The following is a 24256-nucleotide window of genomic DNA, read 5'->3' as shown; positions in this document are numbered from 1 at the left end:
TGCCCGGGTTCAATACTGGTATCTGTTTCCAGTATGAGGGGGTTCTGCCGTAAGGGTACGTAATACTGTGAACATCGATGCCATTCTAAGAGCTAAAATCGCAGCCCGGTTGTTCGAAGCATGCAAATAGGAGGAAAGGTCCCAGTCCTCTATAAGTTGCATTTTATTTGAGAAGGTACTGTCAATCATCTCCCACTGCTCGGAGGTGAGATCTACATACAAAGGCTTAGCCCTTGGTTTCAGCTTCGAATAGAGCTCGTATAACTCCATACTTGCAGCTTCCAGAGAAACTAACAGCTGGCGACTTTGTGCTGTCGGCCGGTGGCTTTGCCATATGCGCGGGACATTAAAGGTGTATAAGGCGTATCGACTGAAATGTCCATTTTCGGCACTTTGAAACATCTCGGTAAATTGATCAAATGTCCCAGTGAGACATATTGAAAGCCGGGGGCTATTGATAGAGAAACTTTCTTCTTTGCGGTTAATAGAGATCGATTCATGATGAAAGGCTTTTCGGGTAATGTCAGAAAAATTTCCCCAATCCTGCCCCGTAGCATTAAGCATGGTATCAATTTCGGTCTCGAACAAGAGCCCACTTCCCCCGTTGGCATCCAGGGTGTCGTAAATGGCCCGGCTGGAAGAATTGGCCGGGATAAACAGGCTTTGTTCCCTGGGCTCACTTACCTGGCTTTTTTGCTCATCCGTCATGGCCTCATAATCGGCTTTCCTGATCTTGGAGTCTCTAATTAGGTGTTCATTCAAAACATGTCCCATTTTTTTTGCTTTCCCGGCGGTCCCTTTCCCTGTTCCCGGAGCTGCTACTACCAGGGTGAATAGATCCGGGGAATAATACCCATCCGAGTGATCAGCCAATACTTTGGGCATGTGAGCGGCTACGACGGGAAGGGCCGATACCAGGAAGACATCCTTGCGATGCTGCTCACTAATGAGTTGACACTGGGCTTGCAAAAGTTCAGGCAAGTGCTCATATACGACATCTGGAATGGATGGGGCCGTTTCAATATCCAGGTTTATTTCCGGTAGCTTTTTTAGTGGTTTTTCTACTTGCTCCTCAATAACAATTGCTTCTCTACTTTTAAAAATATCAGATATTAACGGCCAGTACTCCTCATCCTTTACTAAGTCAGTTACATCCTTACATTTTCCCTTCGTGTGCTGATAAATATTAACTATTGATACATCGAGCCTGGGTTCAATTGTTTTGATATTTAATCCTAATTGTTTGGTCGTTTTATAAGCTTCCTCCGTATCACAATCCAGGCACAAAATAATTCTGTTATAATCTGATCCTTCAATTTGCTTTCGAAACCATTTAATCTGCATATCCGATAGGTTGGACTGTTCTCCTGTTGCCAGCCCAATAACATCAGCATTGGTTAATAAAAGCTGATGAAGCAGCATCGCTTCCCTGGGAGACTTCCCAATTACTAATGGTTCACAAGTTCTTGTTATCTTTCTACCTCCAAAAAATGAATTACCCGGTGTGCTTCCTTTAAGTGTACGTATCTGCTTTTGCCCATCTACTCTGCGATATAACTGGCAGCCGGTATCATAGGGAAAAGCCAGCCAGTCTTCGCCGTACTGGTTTAGGATCCCGCAACCGAAGTATAGGAGCGAATCAATCTTAACCTGATCGTAGGATAATAGCTGTGCAATGAGAGGATGCGCAGGTTCCTTTTTTAATCGCTCCTGGCTTTCAGATAGAAGGAGCAAATGTTGTGAATCCCAGAAAGTATCTGATCTTTTTTTCTGAGCCCCAGAAGTGTAACTAGTATTACTTGTATGTGCAGGCAAATAATGTAACAGCTCTCTAACCCACTTAATGGCTTCTGTGGTATTGATGCCTTTTATTTGTTCCACTAATGTGATGACATCACCACTTTCGTCTGTCCCGTGGTCTTTAAAGGCTCCGGTCTGGAGATTAAGGCCAAAGGAGGGGTTATTATCTTCTCGTAGCGGGGAACGAATGGTTATCCACCCATTGGGATCCGGCTTCCTGCCGTTGGGATTAATACCTAATCGATTTAAAATTGCATGTATATCCTGTGGGGTTAATTTTTCGCTGACTGTCATTAGTTTCGGCTTCTGGCAAATGGTTTGAGATATAGATTAATGAGGGTGGGTATTTGAATGGGAGTTCTTGGCCAATGCTTACCAAGTTAGACAGGTAGAGCATTTTCCTTTCAGTTGTCGCTTTGGAAAATAAAGCCCTACCTGCCCAAAGAGGTATAACATTACTTAGTTTTGAACCTCCAATTCTTTTGGTTCTTCTGTCCGCTCATCCATCCAGTCTTCAATTTGTGAGCGGTGCCATCCGACGGCTCTTTTTCCGATCCTGACTTTGGGTGGCAGTTCGCCGTTATTGATCATTCGATATAAGGTGGGGATCGAAATGCTTAACAGATCAGCTAATTCGTTGGGTCTTATTAAAGATAAGTCTTTCATAGGTTTTAATGCGTTTGGTTAGTAATTAATGCGCTTAAAACCTACTGCGAATAACAGCCTTTGGTTAGATGACAATGGTCACTTTGGTAGGGTGACAATGGTTACTTTGTCCCTGAACGCCGCTGCTTGTCAAATCTACTCTTGGCCCTTTTGAAGCTATCAAAGGAAGTGTATTTGGGTACTAGCCCAAGATCCGCTCTTAGTTTTTCGATTACCTCGTAAACCTCTTCCCAGGTACGATCATTGTTATAGAGCTCGTAAGCAGTTATCCAATAGTCATTTTTTTGCAAGTCATAACTTTTGAACACTTCTCTCTTGATTTCCTCTTTTTCTTGTTCATCCAGCTCTTCCGAAAGTTTAATCCTTTCGGGGTACCCCTCTTGATTTACTTTGTGTATTACAAGTCCCAAACTCGTCATATGTATTCTGAGATCGATATACCCATTGTAATATTGATGTAGATCAAAAACCCCCTTAAAGATTGGTACGGCAGAATCTATATTCTTTTCATTGAAAATGATTTTAGCAAACTCTACGGTATAGGTCCGCAGTTCATCAATGATTTCATCTATATCTGGATAGCATATCTCTTCAGGCATTGATATTTCATCCACCAATTCTATTATCCTGGCTTTATAATTTTCAACGGCTGAGACGTCAATATTTCCAAACCCCTTGTGATACTGCTCACTTAATGCAAAGATTTCGTTTTTAAATCTCTCTTTCCTCTTTTCCAGCGTCTGATGTTTTGAGTCAGACGTCTTGCCAAGAAGATCCAGTATGCTGGCAAAGTCAGCCTGTGCCCCAACCCGCTGCCTGTTATAGTGCTCTGCATAAACACTGAAGAAATGGAATAGTACGGCCTCCCTTCGCTCTTGCTCCTTTTGAGAATTCCCCGGCCATTGCAGATCAGTTAATGTTAAATCATTATTCATTCCTGTTTATCCTACGATTATTTTTTCATTTTCCTCATCCAGGATCTTTCGCAAATTTGTGCCCCACAGGTTTAAGGCCTTACGCTTTTCCCCCCATATAACTGTGCCTGTCGTAGATGGCTGTTACCTGTCCATCACCGGCCAATCCTTTATGATTAAGGATTTTACCCAAAACAGTGCGCTCAATTCCCAGTTTTGCCATGTACGTAGCAACGGTTCGCCGAAGATCATGAGGACGAAAATCAGAAACTTCAGTGTTATTCTGTATGGCCTGACGAACCCGGCTCATGGAATCAAGGGGAGCTTTTTTATTCTGAGGTGAGGCAAACACATATTCACTTTTCCCATTTATCTTTTTCATCCTGTCAATAATTTCTAAAGCCATTGGAGATAGTGGCACGTCGTGAGGGTGCTTGTTTTTTGCTAATGAAGCTGGAATAGTCCAAACTTCTCCCTGGATGTCAGCCCATCTCATCTTCATCGTTTCAGTCTTTCGCTGGCCACAGATCAAAAGCATTTGTAATACAGACTGTGTCGGCTCTCCCCAATCCTCAAAGAATCCCCACAGTTTCCTAATCTCCTCCTCACTGTAATAACGATGTCGTTTGGATTCCCCTTGCTTATAGGTAGATACATTTTGTATTGGATTCACTTCTACATGCCCTCGCTCCATGCCAAAGGTAAAGATTCGAGACAGCCGGGATCTTATCCGGTTGGCCATGGTAGGAGAGCCATCCTTGTAGGCCTTCTTATCTAATATTTCAACGATTTCATGTTTTGTAATTTTAACGGCCGGAAGTTTACCGAATACCGGTAATAATTCCTTGTCAATAATTCTATTGTATTCTATCTGGGTATTTTCCCTCAGTGTGGGCAGATACTTTTCTTTGAACTCTTCAACCAGGTCCGAGAAAGTTTTTAACCCATTGATATTCTTTTTCTTCTGTCTTTCAGCTTGGGGATCTAACCCATCCAGCACCATAACCCGCAGTCTGGATACCACATTGCGAGCATCCTTTACTCCAACGCTATCAAATTGGCCAATGGTGTATCTTCGGATCTTATTATTAACCCGGTATCGATAGAAAAATGTTTTTGTCCCACCCGGAGTGACACGCAAGCCCAACCCATTTTCCCGTTCATCAAATACCTCTATTCTTTTATCTGGTGACTCTAATGATTTTAAAGCCTGGTAATTAAAATTTATAATAGCCATTTCATTTTTTTGAAGTAGTTAACATACCATTCTCGGGGTAACAGCGGGGTAACACGACCGCATGCATCTTAGAGAATTCCTGAAAACTTATAAAAGTTTTAAATCATTGCTACACAATAACTTACGTAAGTCTTGGTAGGCTTTTATAACTTACGAAAATTCTATTTTAATTGCTGTCACGCAGGAGGTCGCGAGTTCGAATCTCGTCCGGATCGCTTCTCATAAACCCCTGACTTTCAAAGAGTTAGGGGCTTTTTTTGCTCTAAAAAAAGTTTAAAAAAAATGAAAATTCTTCTCGGTGTAACAATAATGGAGTAGTATTATAAATTGTCAGGTTAATATTAGCTCATAGCTTCGAAAGCATACTCTCCATCCTTTTTTCTTTTTTAACAGCCTGTCTAAAATAAATCTGTTGATCGGCTTAGGCCAGCTTTGCCTGTCCAGTTTACTCCAGGAATACAATTGGGGCATCACTGTCGGTCTATTCCAGCATGGAAATCACTCCCACTGGAGGGCTAACCTCCTCATTTACTGGGTCTTCAGGGACGGTCCATTCGCAAAGGATAGATCAAGCTGTTTAAACATCTTCATACTCTCTAGTATGTATCCGCAGTGGCGAACTTATGGGGTCTCAGTATTCCAGCTCCGAGCGCTTTACGGTCAACTCCTGGTGAATAAACCCGTCGATATCGACAATGCGGTACTGTACCGACGGGTCTTCCGCTTCCGTATCAAAATTCAATACCCCGAACGAGGGCTTCTCGTTGTAGCCAAACAGGGCGCCGTCCAGCACCTGGTGGGTATGCTGGTTGGTAAACTGGCCGGATCCAAACTCGTACAGGTCATAGCCATTCTCGCGCTCGGTTACCCAGGCATCTGACCGATGCCGGTCGGAGGAAAGCAACAGCACGCCTCCCAGATTATGTGCATCAATCCATGAAAATATTTTTTCACGTTCATGGGGGAACCCGGCCCAGCCGTCCACTTTGTTGTCGCCTTGGCCTTTGGCATCGTAATGCCAAGGAATGGAAGAGACCAATACCTTAAAGGTTGCATCGGAGTTTGTGAGCGTCTCTTTCAGCCATGCCAGTTGTTCAGGCCCCAGCATCGAGGGATTCTCAACTCCTTGGCCCTCGAAGCGCCCGGCATCCTCGCGGTAATAGCGGGTATCCAGCATGATGAACTGTACGTCTGCAATGGTAAAATCGTACCATCCGCCCGGCCGATCACCGCTTTCGTAGGGCGGATTGACCCAGTTTTCGGTAAAAATATCCCACACCATCGGTTTCCAGTACGGCAGATCCTCCCTGGGACCGCCCCAGCTGTCGTTCATCCCGAAATCATGATCGTCCCAGATGGAATAGACCGGGCTGGATCCGACCAACCGCTGGAATTCCGGCCTTGACTGGCGCCGATAATAATGGAATCGCGCTTGATCGGGACTTTCCGGGTCATCGATATAGACATTATCCCCAAGAGTCAGAAAGGCCCGTGGGGTGAACTTTCGAATCGTATCCCACATCCGTTCTTTGTGGGGGACGTATCCCGCGCATCCGCCGAACACCATCTGAAATGCCGCGGGGTAATCTCGCTTCGGATACGTGCGAAACTGCTGGTGGTCGGCGCGTATTGGATGTTTTTCCTGACCCACCTGGACTTCGTAATAGTATTGGGTATCAGGCTGGAGTCCCTCTACGGATATTTCAGCCGTATAATCATCGTCAGCCTTACTCATAACGGGTTCTGTAACGATCGGGTCCGACATCTCTTCAGACCTGCTCATCACCACTCTGACCGGGGTCTCTGATACGGTTCTTACCCATACATTAACGCTGTGATCGGTCATGGCTCCCAGCATCGGGCCATGAACAAGTGTTCCTTTCATGTCCTCCCTTAGTTTTATGAATGCGGGATGATCATGCAGTGGGGCCAGCAGGCGGCGCGGTCCCGCAATAAACTGCTGTGGAGGTATATTTGTTTCAGCCAAGGCTTTTCCCATGCTCTCGGCGGCCTCATCGAGTTGACCCAGTTGAGCCAGGGCCACCGTCCGCATGAATAACATTTCACCGTCCAATAAATTGGGGTAGTGCTGGCGATACCAATCCGTGTACCGAACTGCTTCCCGGGCACTGTCGGTCTGTATCAACCGTAACGCATATGGGCCGATGCGTTTGAGTTCTCGTTGGGGATCCGGCTTGCTGTCGTAGTAATCACCAGCCATGGCCGGATGCGAACCGCCCGCTACAGGGTATTCAGGCATTGGGTATCCATAAGGGAAATCGTAGGGCGATACAGCCTGCTGAGCTTGTACGGGTGAGAAGAACAGCCCTCCAACCAGCAACAGACCAATTCCTATTTTGACATACAATCGATCACAGCGTTTCGAAAAAATGAATATCATAGTATTAAATAGTATTAATAAGTTGAAATTTATCGCGTTATATCACCGCTATTGTTTTACGGTGTCTTACTTTTTCAGAGTACCCAGCAGATTCAGCATCTGGTTCACTTTTTCGGGCTCTTCATCGCTCAGGTCCGTGGTCTCCCGGAAATCATCCGCCAGGTTGTACAGCTCTTTTGCCTGGTCATTGCGTTGCACAATCAGTTTCCAGTCGCCCTGCCGCACGGCATATTCTCCGCCGGTTTTCCAGTAGAGCGTTCGGTCAGAATAACCTTCGGCCTCCCCGGTCAGAGCCGGCCAGATATTTTTTCCATCAAGAGCGCGGTTGGTGACATGTTCGCTGCCATCAGCCAGCGCCAGGAAAGTCGGCAACCAGTCGGCAATATGGAGAGGCACCTCGACGACGCCCGGTTCAAATACCCGCGGCCAGTTAACTACCGCCGGTACGCGGATACCGCCTTCGTAGAGATCCCCCTTCCAGCCGCGCAGCGGAAAATTGTTGCCCAGTACCCGGTGCGGCTTGTCGGCGTACCTACCCCGGTACTCGGTATCACTGTGCCAGCTGTGCTGCCCTCCGTTGTCGCTTGCAAATAAAATGAGCGTATTTTTACGCTGGCCGGTCCGTTCCAGGGCCTCCATAATCTGGCCGATTCCGTCATCCATGTGGGTCACGCTGGCCGCGAACCATTTTCGGGAGGGACTCATCTGCACATCCTCGTAGTTCGAGGTCCATTTTTCCGGCTCATCGAGCGGAAAATGGGGAACACTGTACGCCACAAACAGGAAAAATGGTTGTTCCCGGTCTTTCTCAATGATCCGGATCGCTTCATCGGTAATCAGGTCGGTGGCATGGCCCTCCTCATCGAGGTACTCGTCGTTGCGGTGCCACGACTTACGGCTGGTCAGCTTCGTTTTCATCTTGTAGTTGTGGGTGTACGGGTCGATCTGCCCGTCAAAATAGCCGTAGCTGGAATCAAGGCCGTATTTCAGCGGTGTATGTGGTGGTGAACCTAGATGCCACTTGCCGGCAATGGCGGTGAAATAGCCGGATCGTGACAGCAGCGACGCAAGCGTGGGATCTCCACGGTCGATCACCTCGCCGTAATCCGGGCCGGTAACGCCGTAACGGCTGGCATAGCGACCGGTCAGCAAACTCACCCGCGTAGGCGTACAGGTGGGCATCACGTAGTGCTGATCCAGGATCAGGCCCGATTGAGCCAGCTTGTCGATATTCGGGGTTTTAATGGATGAGCCCTGGTACCCTACATCGTGCCAGCCAAGATCATCAGGCATGATCACCAGTATATTGGGTTTTTCTGGCGGTTCAGACTGCCCAATGCAAGGAATCGCCTGGCTCCATACAAGAATTAGCAGAATTGCTAAAATTTTAAATGTTTTTTCCATATGTGATCTGATATCTATCGTCTTTATGTAAAGTAATTTTAACCGCGAACTGAAAATGGACGCCGGGTAATAGTTTTGTTACCGAGCCTTTGCAAAACCAGCTGTCATTGCGAGCCCCTAAGTAAGCGAAGCGAACAGGGGTGCGGCAATCTCCCGTCAGAGACTCTAAAGGGAGATTACATCGCGGACTCAAAATGACAAGCTTTTAAAGTGAGGGGTTTGCAAAGCCCCCTCTTATTCAATTTTACCGATCGGTCGCACGTTGCTGCCTTCCCGGCCGGTGGCGGCATCGCCCAGATCCCGCCGGGCTTCTTCTGCCAGCCGTTGCAGCCGCTCCACGACATCAGGGTGTTCATCTGAGACGTCGGTCGTTTCCCCGATATCGGTTTGCAGGTTGTACAGCATTTCGGTGGCGCCCGAATCGGGGCGGTACACATGGAGTTTCCACCTGCCGCTACGCACCGCCTGCAGTCGATCATCCCGGTAGTAGTAAAAGGCCTGGTAGGGACTTTCATCTTTCTGGGTGCCGGAGAGGATCGGCCAGATGTCATAGCCGTCAATTTTGCGATCGGCCGGTAGCTCGATTCCCAAAATACCGGCGATGGTTGGCAGAATGTCCATGCTTGTGACCAGTGCTCCAGAGACTTCTCCTGCGGGTATACGTTCGGGCCATCTAATTAGAAACGGCACCCGCATGCCCCCCTCCCAGGTGGTGTTTTTGTCGCCCCGCAACGGTCCGTTTGATCCCGAACGGTAGGTTTGCGTGCCGCGGGTAACACGACCATCCCACTCCGGCGTCCAGACCCAACCGCCCTGGCCTTCCCACTCTGAGGCCCCGTTGTCAGTGGCGAACATCACAACCGTATTCCGGGCAATCCCGAGATGTTCCAGGTGATCCAGAATCTCCCCGACGCCCCAGTCAATCTCCTCAATTGCATCACCGTAGGTGCCGTAATCGGATTTCCCCCTGAAATGCCGTGAGGCGGCAATCGGCACGTGGGGCATGCTGTGCGGCAGGTACAGGAAGAACGGCTGATCGCGATTTTCGGTGACGAACCGGATCGCTTCATCGGTGTATCTTCGCGTCAGCCGCGACTGGTCAGGATCCACTTCTATAACCTCCTCATTCCGATACACAGGAATCGGCCCCGAAACGTAATCCTCCGCCATATTGTACCGGTCGTAGTCCACGTCGCCCATGTCGTTGGAATAGGGGATTCCGAAATAGTAATCAAATCCCTGGTTGGTGGGCAGGAACGGGGCATAATGCCCAAGGTGCCACTTCCCGATGGCAGCAGTGGCATATCCCTCATCTTTTAACATCTCGGCAATGGTTATTTCATCGGGATTCAGACCGGTCTTCGAGTAGGGGAAGAGCACCCGGTGAGCCAGCCCCACCCTCTTGGGATAGGTACCGGTCAGCAGGGCTGCTCTCGACGGCGTACACACGGGAGCCGGCACATAAAAATCGGTGAACTTCATCCCCTCTTCCGCCAGGCGGTCGATATTGGGGGTTTCAATTTCCGGATGCCCGTAGGAGCTGAGATCACCATAGCCCTGGTCATCGGTGAAAATAATGATTAAATTTGGGGTTTGATCGGCTCTCTGGCCCGGGGCTTGGGCATGCAGGTCGCAAACTGAAATACTGTAACAAATTAGTAGAATTCCCAGCGTGGAGAGTTTAAAAATATTTCGTTTCCCGTTCATTAGAATTCTTGTCTTTGCTTTAATTCAGATCAGTTTTTAGTTAAAACTTCAATCCTGAAAATTACTGTCTGTAAGGTTTAAATTATCTTCAAATTGAACTTTGTTCATTCGTCGGACGACAAAAACAGTCGTCCGACGAATATTGGGGAACTCCTTATTTACCGCTGCGGATTTCCTGCAGCAGGTTTGACAGCTCTTTCACAATTTCGGGGTGCTGGTCGGCCAGATCATTCGTTTCACCGGGATCTTCACCCAGGTTGTAGAGGTACCTGCCGGCATCCACCTGCGAGGTTGTCAGCGGGTTCTGGTGCTCGTTGTGCTTGGTTTCGGTCCACTCGGGGGGCTTATCTTCGGATTCTATCAGCTTCCACTGGCCTTTGCGGATGCCGAACACCCCGCCCGCTCCCTGCTGGACGACATATTCACGGCCCTGCTTCGTATGTCCCAGCAGGGTATGAGCCAGGTTCCGGCTGTCAAAATGTTCGTTTTCAGGGAGTTGGACACCGGCCAGGTCGGCAAGCGAAGCCAGCAGGTCTACCTGGCTGATGATGGCATCGGAGACCGTACCCTTTTCGATGCTGCCGGGCCAGCTGGCGATGAACGGCAGGCGCGTGCCTCCCTCAAAGGCGTGGTATTTGCCGCCCCGGAACGGCCCGCTGGCATCGTGCCCGTTGGCCTCCCCGATGGAGCCGTCGGTGTACCCGTCATCGAAAATCGGGCCGTTGTCACTGGTGAAAATGATCAGGGTTTCTTCGCGAATCCCCATCTCTTCGATTTTTTGGACGATCTGCCCCACCACCCAGTCGAGCTCCACCACGGCATCGCCGCGCAAGCCGGTCTTGCTTTCCCCGACGAACTGCTCGTTCGGCCAGCGGGGCACGTGATTCTGGTGCATCGAAAGAAACAGGAAGAAGGGATTCTTCCTGTTTTGTTCTACAAACGTTTGGGCTCGCTCGGTAAACACCCGTGCCAGCTGCTGGTCGTCCCACCAGGCCGACTGCCCGCCGGTCTGCCACCCGATACGGCTGATGCCGTTTACGATGGTGCCCGAATGCTGCGGATCGGCCGGGTAATGCAGCTTATCGGGATGTGACTCACCGGTGGGCAGGTCACCGACCTTTTCATCGTAACTGATGCGCAGCGGTTCATCCTCTTCCGATAATCCCTGCACGTGATGGCCCTCCAGCAGCACCGTGGGCACACGGTCGTTGGTGGCCGGCAGGATAAACGATTCGTCGAATCCCACCTCCAGCGGACCTGGTTTTACGGCGCCGTTCCAGTCGACGGCTCCCTCACCCAGCCCGAGGTGCCATTTTCCCACTACCGCGGTTCGGTACCCGGATTCTTTTAACACCGAGGGGATGGTAGGGCTGCCCGGCTCGATAAGCAGCGGGGCGTCGCTGGGCAATATCTGTGCCCGCTCATTTCGAAACGAGTACTCCCCGGTGAGCAGCGAGTAGCGGCTGGGCGTGCATGTGGCGGAGGTGGCGTAGGCGGAGGTAAATCGAATTCCGTCAGCAACTAACTGGTCGATATTGGGCGTTGGAATCATGTCGGTCCCGTAGGCCCCGATATCGTAGTACCCCACATCATCCCCGTAAATAATTATGATGTTGGGTTTGGCGGGTTCTGTTTCTGTGCCTTCATCCGGGCTACAGCCGGAAACTACTAATAAGGCAAAAATTGGAAAAACGGTACGTTTAACCCATCTATATAATTTTCTCATCTTCACATTAAGCTCACTATTTTTAAAAATGACTGTTGTCAACCTATTTACCATTCAAATTTTAATTATACAACCGACTTACGAGTTTATCGGGTTACCCCTGGCCGGAAATGATGTTCGCTATGCAGGTGCGGGTTTATTTTTAGGAGGAGTCATCTCCTGGAACACCGAAGGGATTGGGGAGATAAAAACATCGGCATTTCAAGTCCTCATGCAGCAGTTACGTCAGTTTACCTTCATCTCAGTCGGATCCCAGTTTACGATGGTATTGGTTCGCAAACTTTCTGTCGTCAGCAAAGCCGGACCCGCCGCCCGTAATCCAAATGTTCCATTTTGCAGTACTTCATGGCCATCGCGAATGGATTTGTAAAAATTCACCATGTGGTCATACCCGTCGCTGTAGCCGTCCGGAACGTTGTATTCGTATTCAGGAGGGTCGATCAGCTCAGCTCGTTTTTCCGACAGTTTCCTTTCGTATTCTGCCATAACCTCTTTTCTGGTCTCTTCATCCAGATCTCCCACCTTCGGATTTGCCAGCTCCGGCATTTTACCCTTTCGAACGATCAATTTGGTCCAGCTGACCTCCATTTCTCCTTCCGAGCCTACGAGTCGAATCCTGGAACCACCGCCGGAACCATCGATAAAGTTAACCCTCAGAAAAAGATTAAATGCCGGGTGTTGGTCTGTTTCCGGATAATCGTAGATGCCCAGTACCAGATCTTCGGCATCTCTGCCGTCGTGCCAGTAACGCAGCCCTCCGGAAGCGGTTATTTTTTCGGGACCCAATGCACCGGTAATCATGTGCAACCCTGAAAAAAGGTGAACAAAAAGATCACCCGGTATCCCCGTCCCATATTCGTCGTAGTTTCTCCACCGGAAGAAATGTTTAGGATCAAACGGTATGGCCGGAAGATCTTCACGAAACGTTTCCCAGTCCACTTCGTCTGTTGAAACATTGGGAGGAATCGTGTATTGCCAGGCCCCTTTTGCGGAATAGCGGTCCCAGTAGCCTTCAACGTAATTGAGTTTCCCTATTTCTCCGGCTTTATAAAGCTCACCGGCCTTTTCGTAAACGATATGGCTGGTTCTCTGGCTGCCGACCTGTAGAGGAATTCCGGCAGATTGTTCAGCCTCAATGAGATCATGCCCCTCCGCGATCGTTTTTGTCATCGGTTTTTCCAGGTACACTGGTTTGCCGTGCCTGAGTGCATCCACCGCATGCCGGTGATGCCAGTGATCAGTGCTGGCGATGATTACAGCGTCCACCTCATTCCGGTTCAGCAGCTCCAGGTGATCTGTTGTGGTGAAAATGTCATCCCCGAATTTCTCTTTACACCGTTTTAAACGGCTTTCGTACAGGTCGCAAGCTGCAACCATCCGAAAACCGTTATACCGCAGTGCTGCGGATATATTGTCCTGGCCCTTGCCACCCGCACCAATTAAGCCCAAATTTATATAATCATTGGGCCCGACATTTTTCAAAGGTGGATTTCTCTGTTCGAACCGGCTGGAATTGCGCTTACCTGCACCCAGAACAAAGGGGAAACCCGCCACACCCGCTGCCGCACCGCCCAGTTTTTTTATAAATGATTTCCGATTAAAATTATCCCGGTCTGTTTTACCCATCTTTATATTTTAAATTTAAATGAATGCTCACTGCACGAAAAGTGCAGGGTTTTCAACCCCGTTCTGGGAACCAATAAAATAAGTCGAACCCTGCCCGCGGAGGGTAGGTGCTTTTTGCCATCACCTGATCAGATCCAGTCCGGCGGGTTTTCCGGGTATTCCTCGAGATCCACATCCAGTTTTTGCCCTTCATCCAGCAGTCGTTTCCTGAGATCAGGATAATTCACATCCTGCACCACTTCATTTGCATCCAGTGCCAGATCGGCTGCTGCGGAGGCGGACTGTCCGAGCAGCATGAATACCGGCTCCATCCGTATGGAACCAAACGAGATGTGGGAAGCTGATACGGCGCAGGGGACGAGCAGGTTCGTACACTCGTTTCGTTTGGGAATCAGCGAGCGGTAGGAGATGGCGTAGGGACCCTCCGGCGAAAACTCCAGGTTCCCCTCGTTCTGGGCGTGGCCCTCTTCGGTGACGTAGCGCTGCACGTTGTGAGAGTCCATGTTGTAGGACCCGAGTCCCACCGAGTCGTCCACCACCTGCATGCGGCGGCAGTCGTGTTCGGTCATCACATATTCGCCGATCATACGCCGGGCTTCGCGGATGTAGAGCTGCGGCGGCCAGTTTCCATTATTGGTAAATTCATCTTTGGCATACCCCCACTTGCTCACTTCGTCCCGCACCTTCCGGGGGACCCGCTCGTGGTTGGCCAGCGTCCACATCAGGCCTTTCTGGTAGTGCTCGTGCTCTTCAATGATGCGTCGCCGCTCGGCGTAATCGGCCTCCGGGTAATCGTAGTTCTTGCCGATGTTATCCATTGAAAAGGCATCTCGGTTGTTGATGTCGGTCTTCCGGTTGGGCATGGCCGCGTTGATCCAGGGCACTTCATCGTATTCGGTTTCGTAATAGCGAAACAGCAGCTCATAGCGCTGCTCGTCGTAGCCCACCGGCTTTTCGATTGGGCGGCTGTTTTCCGGCACGTCGGTCATGCAGAGGCGGTAACAATAGGCCTGCACGCGGTGGTCGGCCTCACCGGTGGTGCCGGGATCGTTGTCGTGCACGCCGGGCAGGGTGCCGCTGGAGGGATTGCCGGGCGTTACATACGGATCCACCGGGTGATGAAAAATATGGTTGTGGGAGCGCTCCAGCTGCACCCCGTTCAGGTACTCGTCGTACCGGTTGTTGGATTCCCGCCCGACATAGTAGGAGACGCCCGCCATTGCCATCAGATCGCCCTCGTAGGTGGCGTCGATAAAGATACGCCCCCGGTAACGATTTCCCTCTTCGGTGACCAGGGTGGTGATGCGGTTCCCCTCCTTCTCCACGCCGCTCTGGTTCAGGATTAGCCGATCTTCCATCACCACGGGCACGCCGGCCTCCTCCAGCATCTGCCGGTAAATTTCTTTGGCTACGTGCGGCTCGAATCCGAACATGCCCTCGCTGTCCTCCTCAAGCAGGTAGGTACGGTCCATATACTCATCCCAGGTCTGGTACTGCCAGATCTCTTCATTTTGATAGTACTGCCGGATGCGCCGGTAGAAATCGAGCGACATGCCGCCGATGGTGTCTTCAACACCCAGGTCGGTGCGTCCCAGTCCCCCGGTGGTGAGCCCGCCCAGGTGGTTCGTGGGCTCGATCAGCACCACCGACCGACCGCTCCTTGCCGCGTGCACGGCGGCTATGACGCCTGCCGAGGTACCGCCATAAACGACGACATCATATACCGTGTCGTCATCCCCGGATTGACACCCCACCAGGTGCGCCGGCAGGATCAGTCCGCCTGCAATTGCCATGGAACCTTTCAGGAAGTCTCTTCTGTCTATGGGCATAATCTAAATTCGTTTTAGAATAAATTAGAAAATTAGGTATATGCGTATTGCGTATTGCGTATTGCGTATAAAATGTGTGCCTTTCTTTAATAAAATCAACGGAATTATTTCGATAGTACTAATAAATGACTATTGAATCGTACAAGTCGGGATGGGCCGCCTCGCCTTCAAAGCCGGTCATTTTCAGCCCGGAAACGTGCTCGGACTCGAGGGCGTGGGTGTAGTACTTCGCCCGGTTTTCACCCCATTCGATGCTGCAGTTGTTCAGCGAGATATTGTCGGCGTACTGGATGCTGTAGCCGGGATTGTCGTGCACCTCGATGCCCTGGTAAACTTCTGTGGGACGATTATCGTACCGGCCGCCGGAGTGCTCGGTTCGCTTGTTCATCCGGATATCCACATTATCCAGCGAAATATTTTGAATCCGGCTCTCCGGTGATCCATTGATGCGGATGCTGTTTTCGGTCATACCCTTGATATTGGAGAGCTTGATATCGCGGATACCACCGACCTCGCTCTGCAGGGTACGCGGGAACGAGGTAAATGAGATGCCCTCTCCGAGTCCCCACCAGATATCCGGAACCTGTTCTACCGTAAATTCGATATCACGGAACGTAATGTTGTAGACTTCGCCCTCATCGCGGGACTGAATCCCAAACCCCCGGTTGCTGTCTTTGATGATACAGCGTTCGAACAAAATATCATGAATATCAGAGGTGGTTTCGGTACCGATTTTAATAGCCGCCGACTGTGACTGGAGCACGCAGTCATACACATGGATATTGGCCGAGGGACCGTATTCCCGGTCCTGCCGGGTCGCCTTCACCACGATATTGTCATCACCGGCCACGATATCGCAGTTTTTGATCTCCACGTTGCGGCAGTGGTCCGGGTTGATGCCGTCGGAGTTGGGCACTTCCAGGTCGTTGCGGATGGTCAGGCTGTCGATCCCCACATCCTCGCAGCCTACCATGTGGAATCCCCAGAGCGGCGAATTGCCGAATGAAAAATCGACGGCTTCCAGTCCCTTGCAGGTATAGAGCTGGAACAGGCGCGGCCGCCAGTCTTTGGGCGACCAGTACTGGTTTTCCTCCTCGTAGTGGGTCATAAACTCTTTGGCCTGCCCTTCAATATTGCCGGTCCCGGAAAGCCTGAGATTGCGAATATCGCGGGAGGTGATGGCCGCGCCCGTTTTGTAATCTTCCCGGTTGGTGCTGATCAACAGTTCGGCATCGTCGGCCAGGTGGAAATCGATATTGCTTTTCAGCTCAATCGTGCCCGTCAAATAGCTGTGACCGCCGGGCAGCAGCACACGGGCTCCGCCGCCCGCATCGGAAGCTTTGTCAATGGCCTGCTGGATGGCCTCGGTATCCAGGGTGGTACCGTCACCCTCAGCACCATAATCCATCACATTAAACTCGCGGGCATTGCGGCGTAATGCGTTGGATGAAATGATGGAGGGGAAAAGCGAAAATCCGGCTGCAAGTGTGGTGCCCATTCCCAGTGCTTCGCGCCGCGACATGCTGTTATCCATAAAGAAAGTCCCTTATTCTTTAGCATTATAAATTCAAGTGGCGAAACATGCGCATCCCGGTCACTCACGCACCTTCCCCGTTACTGGATTAAGCCGGTTCACTAGACAGGCGTATCCGGTTTGGGATACCCTGAATTTTATACACAAAAATTGGAGTTTTGGATTGACACATTATAATTCATCCTGTTAATCACGGTAATCACAGTTCAGATATTTTCGTGAACTGTGATTATATTAATTTGATGATTAACTGTGATAAAAACGCAAAAACCTAACTACTTGTCCATTTTCTATTACCCCTAAATCCCCTAAAGGGAACTTTCGGAGTTGCCTGTTATTGCGGCCCTGCCATTCACCCGTCTACAATATGTTTCCAACTTTGTGTTGTGTCCCGGTACCAGGTATGGGCTTCACGGAAATCTCCCCTTGTGAGGGGAGATGATCGACTTCAGACGTTCCTGAAGTCGATCTGAGGTCCCTTACCGGCAGGAAGCGAACCGGACACCTACCGTCCAAATTCCGAAAAAACTCGGATTTTAGATCCACTCTTCCAGGAGTGATTGTAAGTACGTGCCGGTTATTCTACTTGCATAATTGAACCCAGGTCACGTTATACTTTCCTGGTTATCCCAACCTGGCTCCCCACGCGCACCACTTGCCCGTCTCTAAAATCGATTTCGATCATCTTTTCGCTGGGAGGTATCCGGGCAACTATTTCTTTTTTACGGGTATCAATTACATCCCCGGTGGCGGAGTAGGCATAGGCCCCGTCGATGCTGAAGGTGATCCAGCCGGGGTCGCCGTTTACTTTGATATCGTGGGTCTGCCGGATCGGCGACTTCGTCAGGTCAAACACGTGCAGGTACCCGCCGGCATTAACGCACCAGATCTCCTTCCCGTCCGGCCGCAGGCCGATGCCGTGGCTGGGCGTGTTGTGGTAGCTTTCTTCCGGTTCCGGGTAATTACCGACGCCGATCTGCACCAGCCGCCTGCCTGATTTGATGTCACCGATCTCAAATCCGAGCAGCCCATCCACATTTACAAACGCCAGCGTCTCATCCGCATTGACCGTAAAAGGTCGAAGTCCGCTGCTGAACGGGCCGATCACCTTAACGATATTCTGCGATTCCCGGTCAACCTGGTAGAGAAACGGGTTGTCGAGGGCGGAGAGGTAGATATGGTTGCTGCCTCTTGCCGCGAGCGTGTTGTGCGGGCGGCCCGGTGTTTGGATGCGCGTGATTTCCGTGCCGTCGGAGGCATCTGACACCACCCATTCCCCATCCTGCCGCAGCGGGATATACAGAAGCTCGCCATCGGGGGTTACACTCAGCCGGTCGGCGTAGCGACCGTAGGACCTTCTCCACTCCACTTTTGAGGCCGTCAAATTCCAGCAGACGACCTCATCCTGCCAGTGGGACGAGAGGTACAGCATCCCGGTCGCCGCGCTGGCGGTGATCCCCTTCGCGTCGCCGCCGCCGTAATCGATCTCATCAACCGGCGTGTGGCCATCATCGATATCCAGCACCTTGATGCCGCCCAGGCTTCGCTCCCCGGCCACAAACAGGTATTTCGAAATAGCGGGCGTATTATCGTTTGAGGTTTCCTGCCGCAAGCCTGGTATGAGAGTGCCGGTGAAAGACAGGAGTGAACCCGTTATGAGGAGATCAAGAAATTTTTTTCGGTGCATAGGGAATATTCAGGAAGCTTTAGATGGTAAATTTATTTCTCATGTAGCTTGTTCAAACTTTTGTATTACCCCTAAATCCCCTAAAGGGGACTTTCTGGATAGCTTGTTTTTTGATCCTGCCATTCACCCATCCCTAATATGGTTCCAACTTTGTGTTGAGACCCAGTACCAATTTAATGGCACCGTGGGAAAGTCCCCTTTAGGGGATTTAGGGGTCCCATCTGTATCCCAAAACTTGATTAGATCACCCGGCAAATACATTTTTCAGCGTATACCTTGTTTGATTTCCAGCTCAAACCGGTTGTCCCTGCCCGGCAGCACCGAAAACCGGAATTCGTGGCGGTTGCCGCGTTTATCACGAAACCGCCCGGTGTAATCTCCGTGAAAGCCCCTGAAAGTTATAAATCCCTCCTCATCCGTTTGCAATGATAACTCCGTTGTCCACCGGTTGGCAACCAAGTCGTAAAGAGCGTTGTAGACACGGGTGGGAGCTCCGTTCTCGTCAAAGAAATGCCGTCCCCCGCCCCAGTAGGAAAAATGGCTGACGGCGGGGTGACCAAAGGCGATCGTATAGCAATCGGTGATATATCGGATGAGGGCATCCGTTTGTTCGGACTCGGACATAGTCCGTAGCTCCGGCAGGTCCTCGAGGTGCGCCCAGAATTCGGTAACCTGGATCGGCAACCCCGCTTCCGCCAAGTGATCAAGCGATTCCCTGAACACTTCGGGCGTGTACCAGCCGCCCACGTGCGCCTGCGTGCCGATGGCATCGGGGGCACTACCTCTTTCTTTAAGAAGCTCAGCCAGTGCTACATACCGCTCGCGCTGCCCCTTTGCTGTTATGTCTTCGTGAGGTGCCACCTGCAGTCCGTAATCATTGATCACCAGGGCCGGTTCCGGATCTTCATCCCTGACCCACTGCAGGGCCTGGGCGATATAATCTGCTATCTCATCGACCGGCTCGATATGGGGCCAGTCCCTTTGCAGGTAGTTCCGGAAGGTGGGCTCCCACAGCATTTCGTTGACCAGATCCCACGAAGCAACAAGTCCTTTCCCCTGCCGCACCAGCGACCGCACGTGCGATTCCAGGATCTCCAGCCTCTTCGGGTGCTCGTAGTTATCGAGCCATCCGGGTATTGCTTTGCGTACCGTCCAAACCAGGGGATGTCCCTTGATCTGCAGCCCGTTTGCCCGGCCATACAATATTTCATCCCGGAACACATGGTAGATCCGGTTACCCTCCTCTTTCTCGATCGGCTGGTGCCACCGCTCATCCCAGTAACATTTGGCCGTGGTAAAATTAAAGAGTTCCCGAACATGACGCATTTTCCGGTCCGATGCGGGCTTATGCCGGTCTTCGATATCCTCAATGAAGGAGAGTCCCCATTCAAACAGTGATTCCTGCTGGGTGATATCCAGTTCCAGTCCCCGCAACACGTTGCCCTGATCATCGCGGACTCGCAGGGCGGCCGGGCTCTTCCGGTGATGGGCAATCCCGTCGGCCGCCTCCTGCAAAATGTTATTCTGGGATGCCTGTTCCGAAAGATAGGAGGCGGAGTCTTCGGGGACACTGCGCCACTCCTCCCCGGCCGGCACCCGGTTCTCAACTTCGGGTTGTGCATCCCCGCAGCCGGACAGCAGCGCGACCGAACCCAATCCCAGCGAGGTAAGGGTTAAAAATTCACTACGGGTGAAGCTTTTTTTATCTGGTTTTTCACTCATATTGGACCGATTTGAAATTCCAAAAAACTAAGAACTGAAGAACCGGAAACCTAAAGGTCGCCGGTCGAATTATTGCAAAACAACGATGAGTCATATTGAGCACAGGAGTACGAAAGTCTTCGGCGCACGGCAGTCGAAGGATCTCCTAAATTCGGAAAATGCCGTTGCCCTGAATATCACTCATACGTCAGTTGCCATGAATTAGGAGATCCTTCGATTCCGCTTCGCTACACTCAGGATGACGTGACGTTGTTATTAATAAAGCTCATGTTCCTGCTACCATTACCATGGCACCATTTTCAAAGGCCGGAGCATTACCGCGTCGTATTTAATCTAAAATCTCTCTTCTCCCTGGCTCACATTATTTAAGGTCGATCCACCGGTTCGCCGTACACCTCGATCCAGTCGAGACGGGAGCTGGAGGGGGAGCTGTGCCCGCGGCGCAGGTCCGTAACCCCGATCTCCTCGACGTTTGACAGGTCGGGTTCACTCACCCAGCCGCCCTCGCGGATATCCTCGATGTCGAACGCCCGCCAGCGGATATCTTTCAGTATAAATTCCCGCACCCGCCAGTCCGAGGCCGCCCCATCCGACTGGTCGCTGATCAGCCAGTCGCCGTTTGACATTTTCAGGATAATCCGCAGTTCGTGAAAACCCGACTGCCGGCTTCGCCAGGTGATGCTGGCATTGCCGGTCAGATCCACGTTTTGGCTTTGGTGCTTCAGGGTCGCAGCCCAGGGACCTTCCGCATTGCCCGACCACAGGTACCACGGATCGTCGGGGATATGGTCGTGGTGGCTTTTCTTCAGGCTGTCGCCACCGGGGCCGTAGGTTTTGAGGGTTAAATCCGGGTTGGCCACATGCTGCTGCGTAATGGGGATTTCGGCTGGGATCTCTTTCCAGTCCTCCCGGAAGAAGAGACCGGGTTTATCCTGGGCGGCTGTTTCTTTGATACTGATAACGCAAAAAATTATACACAGACTTGTGATTACGAATTTTCGGATTGTGGTATTCATCATTTTATGAGAATCCCCCGTGTTTAGTGTTGCTGAATATCTGTTTAACAGGCGTATGCTACATAGCCATCCCTGAATGGATTTTCAAAAGGCAGATCCTAAATTACCTCCCTAATTCTGCTTATTCCGAAACCGAATCCAATCCAGAATAAACAGTTTATCCTGTGCTGCCTTTTCGTTCCGGAACAGCAGGAAGAGGTCATGTTCCCCGGCGGTTTCTTTTACGGGCGCCGCGAATTCCGTCCACGCCAGCGAGGTGGTATAGAGCTCTTCACGCCAATCCACCTCCTCTCCTGTTCCCTCGATTTCGGCGGTGCTGATGACCGGTCCCTCCAAGCTGTCAAGCCGCATCTGCACCGTGCCGCCCACCATGTTGGAGGCCACATTGTATGAGACGGATCGAACTTCAGTCAAATCCACATCTTCAAACACGATATAGGCGCCGTGCTGGATGCCGTCCACAAACTTGTTGCGGGTTTTCACGCTGTGGCCGTGGTCGTAATTTTCCGCCTGCAGCCGCGGTGGCCGAAACAGTATCTCTTCCGTGGTTTCGAGGCCCCTGATGCCGTTGGCCCCGCGGTCGGAGTAGGAGACGGTCAGCCGGTAGCTGCCCCTGGTTTGTTTCCAGTGCTCGTCAAATTGCAAGGTTCCCGATACAGGCAGCCCCGAAATACCGGCCTTTTCTTCTGACAGCGAGAGGATATACTCGGCCATTTGTTCCGCTTCCTGTTTCTCTAACTGCGGGTGCGGCGGCATCGGCTGGGTGTTCTGTTCCCATTTTCCGCTGCTGCCTGTAATGATGGCGGCGGCCAGCGTATTCACCACCTGTTCCCGCCCGGCATACCGATTCGCGATCTGCCGAAATGAGGGACCGATACCCTGCTGATCAACGGTATGACAGGCACTGCAGTCGCTCTGGCTCATCAGAGATTTACCGCGTGGCACCTGCTGCTCTCCGCCGCCTGCCGTTCCGGTTGCAGGCTGGTATTTGAAATTTACCTTTACTTCCGAGGGATCGATTCCTTCGCCAATCTCCCCGTCCTCGCGGTCGTATACGGTCACTTCATAGTGGTAATTGGCATTATCCCAGTAAAAGTCGCGGTTGCCCTCCAAGGCGATCTCCACCTCCGGCGGTTCGTTGCCCACCAGCAGCTCCACCCGGTCTCGGGCGGTTTCCCCTTCAGAATCGGTTACGGTGAGCTCCACCCGGTACCGGCCGGGCTCGGTGAATCGGAACCGGGTTTCAAGACCGGTGGATTCCCTGGCCCCTCCCTCAACCCGCCAGGCGTAGCTGAGCCGGTCGCCCTCATCCGGGTCGTGGGAATATTCGGCAGACAAGCGAACCTCGAAGGGTGCAGCCCCCCTTGTTTCCCCGGCGCTGATACGGGCGACAGGCCGCCGGTTTCCGCTTGCGTATTCGATGCGGGAGAGCCTGGCGTCGGGGTTCTGCGCATATCCCTGCGAGCCGTATTCCAGCAGGTAGAGCGTGCCGTCCGGACCAAATTCCATATCCATCGGGCTGGAAAACTCGGTGGAGTCCATGAAGGTTTCCATGCCGTGGTAACGGTAATCCTCGTCCATCTCCACCACGCGGATCCAGTCGCGCACCCAGTCGTAGATAAACAGCCTGCCGTCATAGTACTCCGGCAGCTTGCCGGGGGCATCCGGGTAGCGGCCGCTATAGTACACGGGACCGGCCATAATATTTTTCCCGCCGTCTCTGCCCCCGAGCAACTCAAACCGCTCGTCCGAGTACCACATGAAGGCCGGCCGGCACCGGGGCAGCTCGCGAAGACCCGTGTTGTTGGGAGAGCGGTTAACCGGGTTATCGGGATCAGGGATATCATCCAGGTATTTCTTCACATGGTCATAAACCTGGTGATTGCCATAAAAGTAAGGCCAGCAGCCGTAAAACCCGGCTTCTCTTACCTGGTGCACCTCATCCACCCCGCCTACATTGCCCCAGTACAGGTAGCCGGTCTCCTGGTCCACGGCCATGCGAAACGGGTTCCTAGCGCCCATCACGTAGATCTCCGGGCGCGTTTTTGGTGTTTCTTTCGGGAACAGGTTCCCGTCGGGGATGCTGTAAGTACCGTCGCGTTCCGGCTTGATGCGCAGTATTTTCCCGCGCAGGTCGTTGGTGTTGGCGGAGGTGCGCCGGGCGTCGAATGCCTGCTTGCCGGGACGCTCGTCGACGGGGGCCCGGGTGTCCGGGAAAAACGGGCTGGTGTTGTCGCCGGTGGCGATGTAGAGGTTTCCATCGGGACCGAATTGCAGCGAACCGCCTTCATGGGCGTGATAGTCCCGCTGGACCGGAATCGTCAGAATGACCTGTTCGGACTGGGTATCCAAACGATCCTCAACTAACTTGAAACGAGATATCCGGTGCACCTGCTCCCCTTCGGTTTCGGGTGAGTAGAACAGGTAGACCCAGTTGTTGGTCCGGAAATCGGGATCGATCGCCACGCCCAGCAGTCCGTGGCTGAATACGGCATTGACGTTCAGCTCGGCGATAATTTCGGTCTCACGGGTATCGGGGTGGTAGAGCTTTATGGTGCCGTACCGCTCTACAAATATTACCCGGCCATCCTCGAATACGTCCAGCTCCATCGGCTCGTTCAGGTTCTCATCGAGGATGGTACGCTGGAAGTAGCCCGGGTCGGGTTTTTCTGTATTTCTTGTCTCGGAACACTGAATAATTACACCAATCAACAGAATTATACAGAAGAGCTTATGGAATCCTTTATTCATTAATAATTTCAGCTCATTTTTAATATTTATTGAAATGTACTATTTGTATAGTCTGGGTTTCAGAATCCACATTTAGTAGTGTTCATTTTTTTACTGATGAAAAAATAAACCAATAAAATCCCAGCTTTTGCGGTTGTGAAACAACGCTGAGTCATCTTGAGCGTAGGAGCACCGAAAGCTTTCGGTGCGACACAGCCGAAGAATCTCCTTAATACGGGCAGCGCCAGCTTCAGTGG

General features: G+C 51.4%; 15 protein-coding genes. All 15 read right to left on the bottom strand.

Going from position 1 to position 24256, the window contains the following annotated elements; genetic code table 11:
- Positions 1-9 precede the first annotated feature (9 nt).
- The gene (locus tag ACG2F4_RS13990; RefSeq protein WP_395261503.1) at positions 10-2094 is read right to left on the bottom strand and encodes a DUF3987 domain-containing protein; all 2085 of its coding nucleotides are present in this window, start codon (positions 2092-2094) and stop codon (positions 10-12) included.
- A 165-nt stretch (positions 2095-2259) separates the two neighbouring features.
- Positions 2260-2466 (bottom strand): helix-turn-helix transcriptional regulator, encoded by a 207-nt coding sequence (locus ACG2F4_RS13985; protein ID WP_395261502.1) that lies wholly within the window; start codon positions 2464-2466, stop codon positions 2260-2262.
- A gap of 101 nt (positions 2467-2567) precedes the next feature.
- Entirely contained in the window at positions 2568-3401 is an 834-nt protein-coding gene (locus ACG2F4_RS13980) for a hypothetical protein (protein ID WP_395261501.1), read from the bottom strand.
- A gap of 79 nt (positions 3402-3480) precedes the next feature.
- Positions 3481-4617 (bottom strand): tyrosine-type recombinase/integrase, encoded by a 1137-nt coding sequence (locus tag ACG2F4_RS13975; RefSeq protein WP_395261500.1) that lies wholly within the window; start codon positions 4615-4617, stop codon positions 3481-3483.
- Between the two features lie 631 nt (positions 4618-5248).
- Complete coding sequence (locus ACG2F4_RS13970) at positions 5249-6877, bottom strand: alkaline phosphatase D family protein (RefSeq protein WP_395261499.1); 1629 nt, start codon at positions 6875-6877, stop codon at positions 5249-5251.
- A gap of 207 nt (positions 6878-7084) precedes the next feature.
- Entirely contained in the window at positions 7085-8422 is a 1338-nt protein-coding gene (locus tag ACG2F4_RS13965) for a sulfatase-like hydrolase/transferase (protein ID WP_395261498.1), read from the bottom strand.
- A gap of 234 nt (positions 8423-8656) precedes the next feature.
- A complete protein-coding gene (locus ACG2F4_RS13960; protein ID WP_395261497.1) occupies positions 8657-10129 on the bottom strand; it encodes a sulfatase in 1473 nt (490 codons plus the stop codon).
- Between the two features lie 154 nt (positions 10130-10283).
- Entirely contained in the window at positions 10284-11855 is a 1572-nt protein-coding gene (locus tag ACG2F4_RS13955) for an arylsulfatase (RefSeq protein ID WP_395261496.1), read from the bottom strand.
- Positions 11856-12080: 225 nt separating this feature from the next.
- Complete coding sequence (locus ACG2F4_RS13950; RefSeq protein WP_395261495.1) at positions 12081-13481, bottom strand: Gfo/Idh/MocA family protein; 1401 nt, start codon at positions 13479-13481, stop codon at positions 12081-12083.
- A gap of 128 nt (positions 13482-13609) precedes the next feature.
- A complete protein-coding gene (locus ACG2F4_RS13945; RefSeq protein ID WP_395261494.1) occupies positions 13610-15310 on the bottom strand; it encodes an FAD-dependent oxidoreductase in 1701 nt (566 codons plus the stop codon).
- A gap of 118 nt (positions 15311-15428) precedes the next feature.
- Positions 15429-16844 carry a glycoside hydrolase family 28 protein gene (locus ACG2F4_RS13940; protein ID WP_395261493.1) on the bottom strand — a complete coding sequence of 472 codons (1416 nt, stop codon included), beginning with the start codon at positions 16842-16844 and terminating at the stop codon, positions 15429-15431.
- A 610-nt stretch (positions 16845-17454) separates the two neighbouring features.
- A complete protein-coding gene (locus ACG2F4_RS13935; RefSeq protein ID WP_395261492.1) occupies positions 17455-18531 on the bottom strand; it encodes a YncE family protein in 1077 nt (358 codons plus the stop codon).
- 264 nt (positions 18532-18795) lie between these two features.
- Positions 18796-20253 carry an endo-1,4-beta-xylanase gene (locus ACG2F4_RS13930; protein WP_395261491.1) on the bottom strand — a complete coding sequence of 486 codons (1458 nt, stop codon included), beginning with the start codon at positions 20251-20253 and terminating at the stop codon, positions 18796-18798.
- A 365-nt stretch (positions 20254-20618) separates the two neighbouring features.
- Complete coding sequence (locus ACG2F4_RS13925; protein ID WP_395261490.1) at positions 20619-21272, bottom strand: hypothetical protein; 654 nt, start codon at positions 21270-21272, stop codon at positions 20619-20621.
- Between the two features lie 108 nt (positions 21273-21380).
- Positions 21381-24020, bottom strand: coding sequence for a PQQ-dependent sugar dehydrogenase (locus ACG2F4_RS13920; RefSeq protein WP_395261489.1), 2640 nt, complete (start codon positions 24018-24020; stop codon positions 21381-21383).
- Positions 24021-24256: the final 236 nt, after the last annotated feature.

The sequence above is a fragment of the Halalkalibaculum sp. DA3122 genome (assembly GCF_043951865.1).
Taxonomy (GTDB): domain Bacteria; phylum Bacteroidota; class Rhodothermia; order Balneolales; family Balneolaceae; genus JAMQKA01.
Note: the sequence above shows the minus strand (reverse complement) of the source record. Positions and strands in the feature narration are given on the sequence as shown.

Coding starts and splice junctions, on each gene's coding strand:
- ACG2F4_RS13990 (WP_395261503.1), bottom strand. CDS start 2,094: ATGACAGTCAGCGAAAAATTAACCCCACAGGATATACATGCAATTTTA.
- ACG2F4_RS13985 (WP_395261502.1), bottom strand. CDS start 2,466: ATGAAAGACTTATCTTTAATAAGACCCAACGAATTAGCTGATCTGTTA.
- ACG2F4_RS13980 (WP_395261501.1), bottom strand. CDS start 3,401: ATGAATAATGATTTAACATTAACTGATCTGCAATGGCCGGGGAATTCT.
- ACG2F4_RS13975 (WP_395261500.1), bottom strand. CDS start 4,617: ATGGCTATTATAAATTTTAATTACCAGGCTTTAAAATCATTAGAGTCA.
- ACG2F4_RS13970 (WP_395261499.1), bottom strand. CDS start 6,877: ATGCCTGAATACCCTGTAGCGGGCGGTTCGCATCCGGCCATGGCTGGT.
- ACG2F4_RS13965 (WP_395261498.1), bottom strand. CDS start 8,422: ATGGAAAAAACATTTAAAATTTTAGCAATTCTGCTAATTCTTGTATGG.
- ACG2F4_RS13960 (WP_395261497.1), bottom strand. CDS start 10,129: ATGAACGGGAAACGAAATATTTTTAAACTCTCCACGCTGGGAATTCTA.
- ACG2F4_RS13955 (WP_395261496.1), bottom strand. CDS start 11,855: ATGAGAAAATTATATAGATGGGTTAAACGTACCGTTTTTCCAATTTTT.
- ACG2F4_RS13950 (WP_395261495.1), bottom strand. CDS start 13,481: ATGGGTAAAACAGACCGGGATAATTTTAATCGGAAATCATTTATAAAA.
- ACG2F4_RS13945 (WP_395261494.1), bottom strand. CDS start 15,310: ATGCCCATAGACAGAAGAGACTTCCTGAAAGGTTCCATGGCAATTGCA.
- ACG2F4_RS13940 (WP_395261493.1), bottom strand. CDS start 16,844: ATGGATAACAGCATGTCGCGGCGCGAAGCACTGGGAATGGGCACCACA.
- ACG2F4_RS13935 (WP_395261492.1), bottom strand. CDS start 18,531: ATGCACCGAAAAAAATTTCTTGATCTCCTCATAACGGGTTCACTCCTG.
- ACG2F4_RS13930 (WP_395261491.1), bottom strand. CDS start 20,253: ATGAGTGAAAAACCAGATAAAAAAAGCTTCACCCGTAGTGAATTTTTA.
- ACG2F4_RS13925 (WP_395261490.1), bottom strand. CDS start 21,272: ATGATGAATACCACAATCCGAAAATTCGTAATCACAAGTCTGTGTATA.
- ACG2F4_RS13920 (WP_395261489.1), bottom strand. CDS start 24,020: ATGAATAAAGGATTCCATAAGCTCTTCTGTATAATTCTGTTGATTGGT.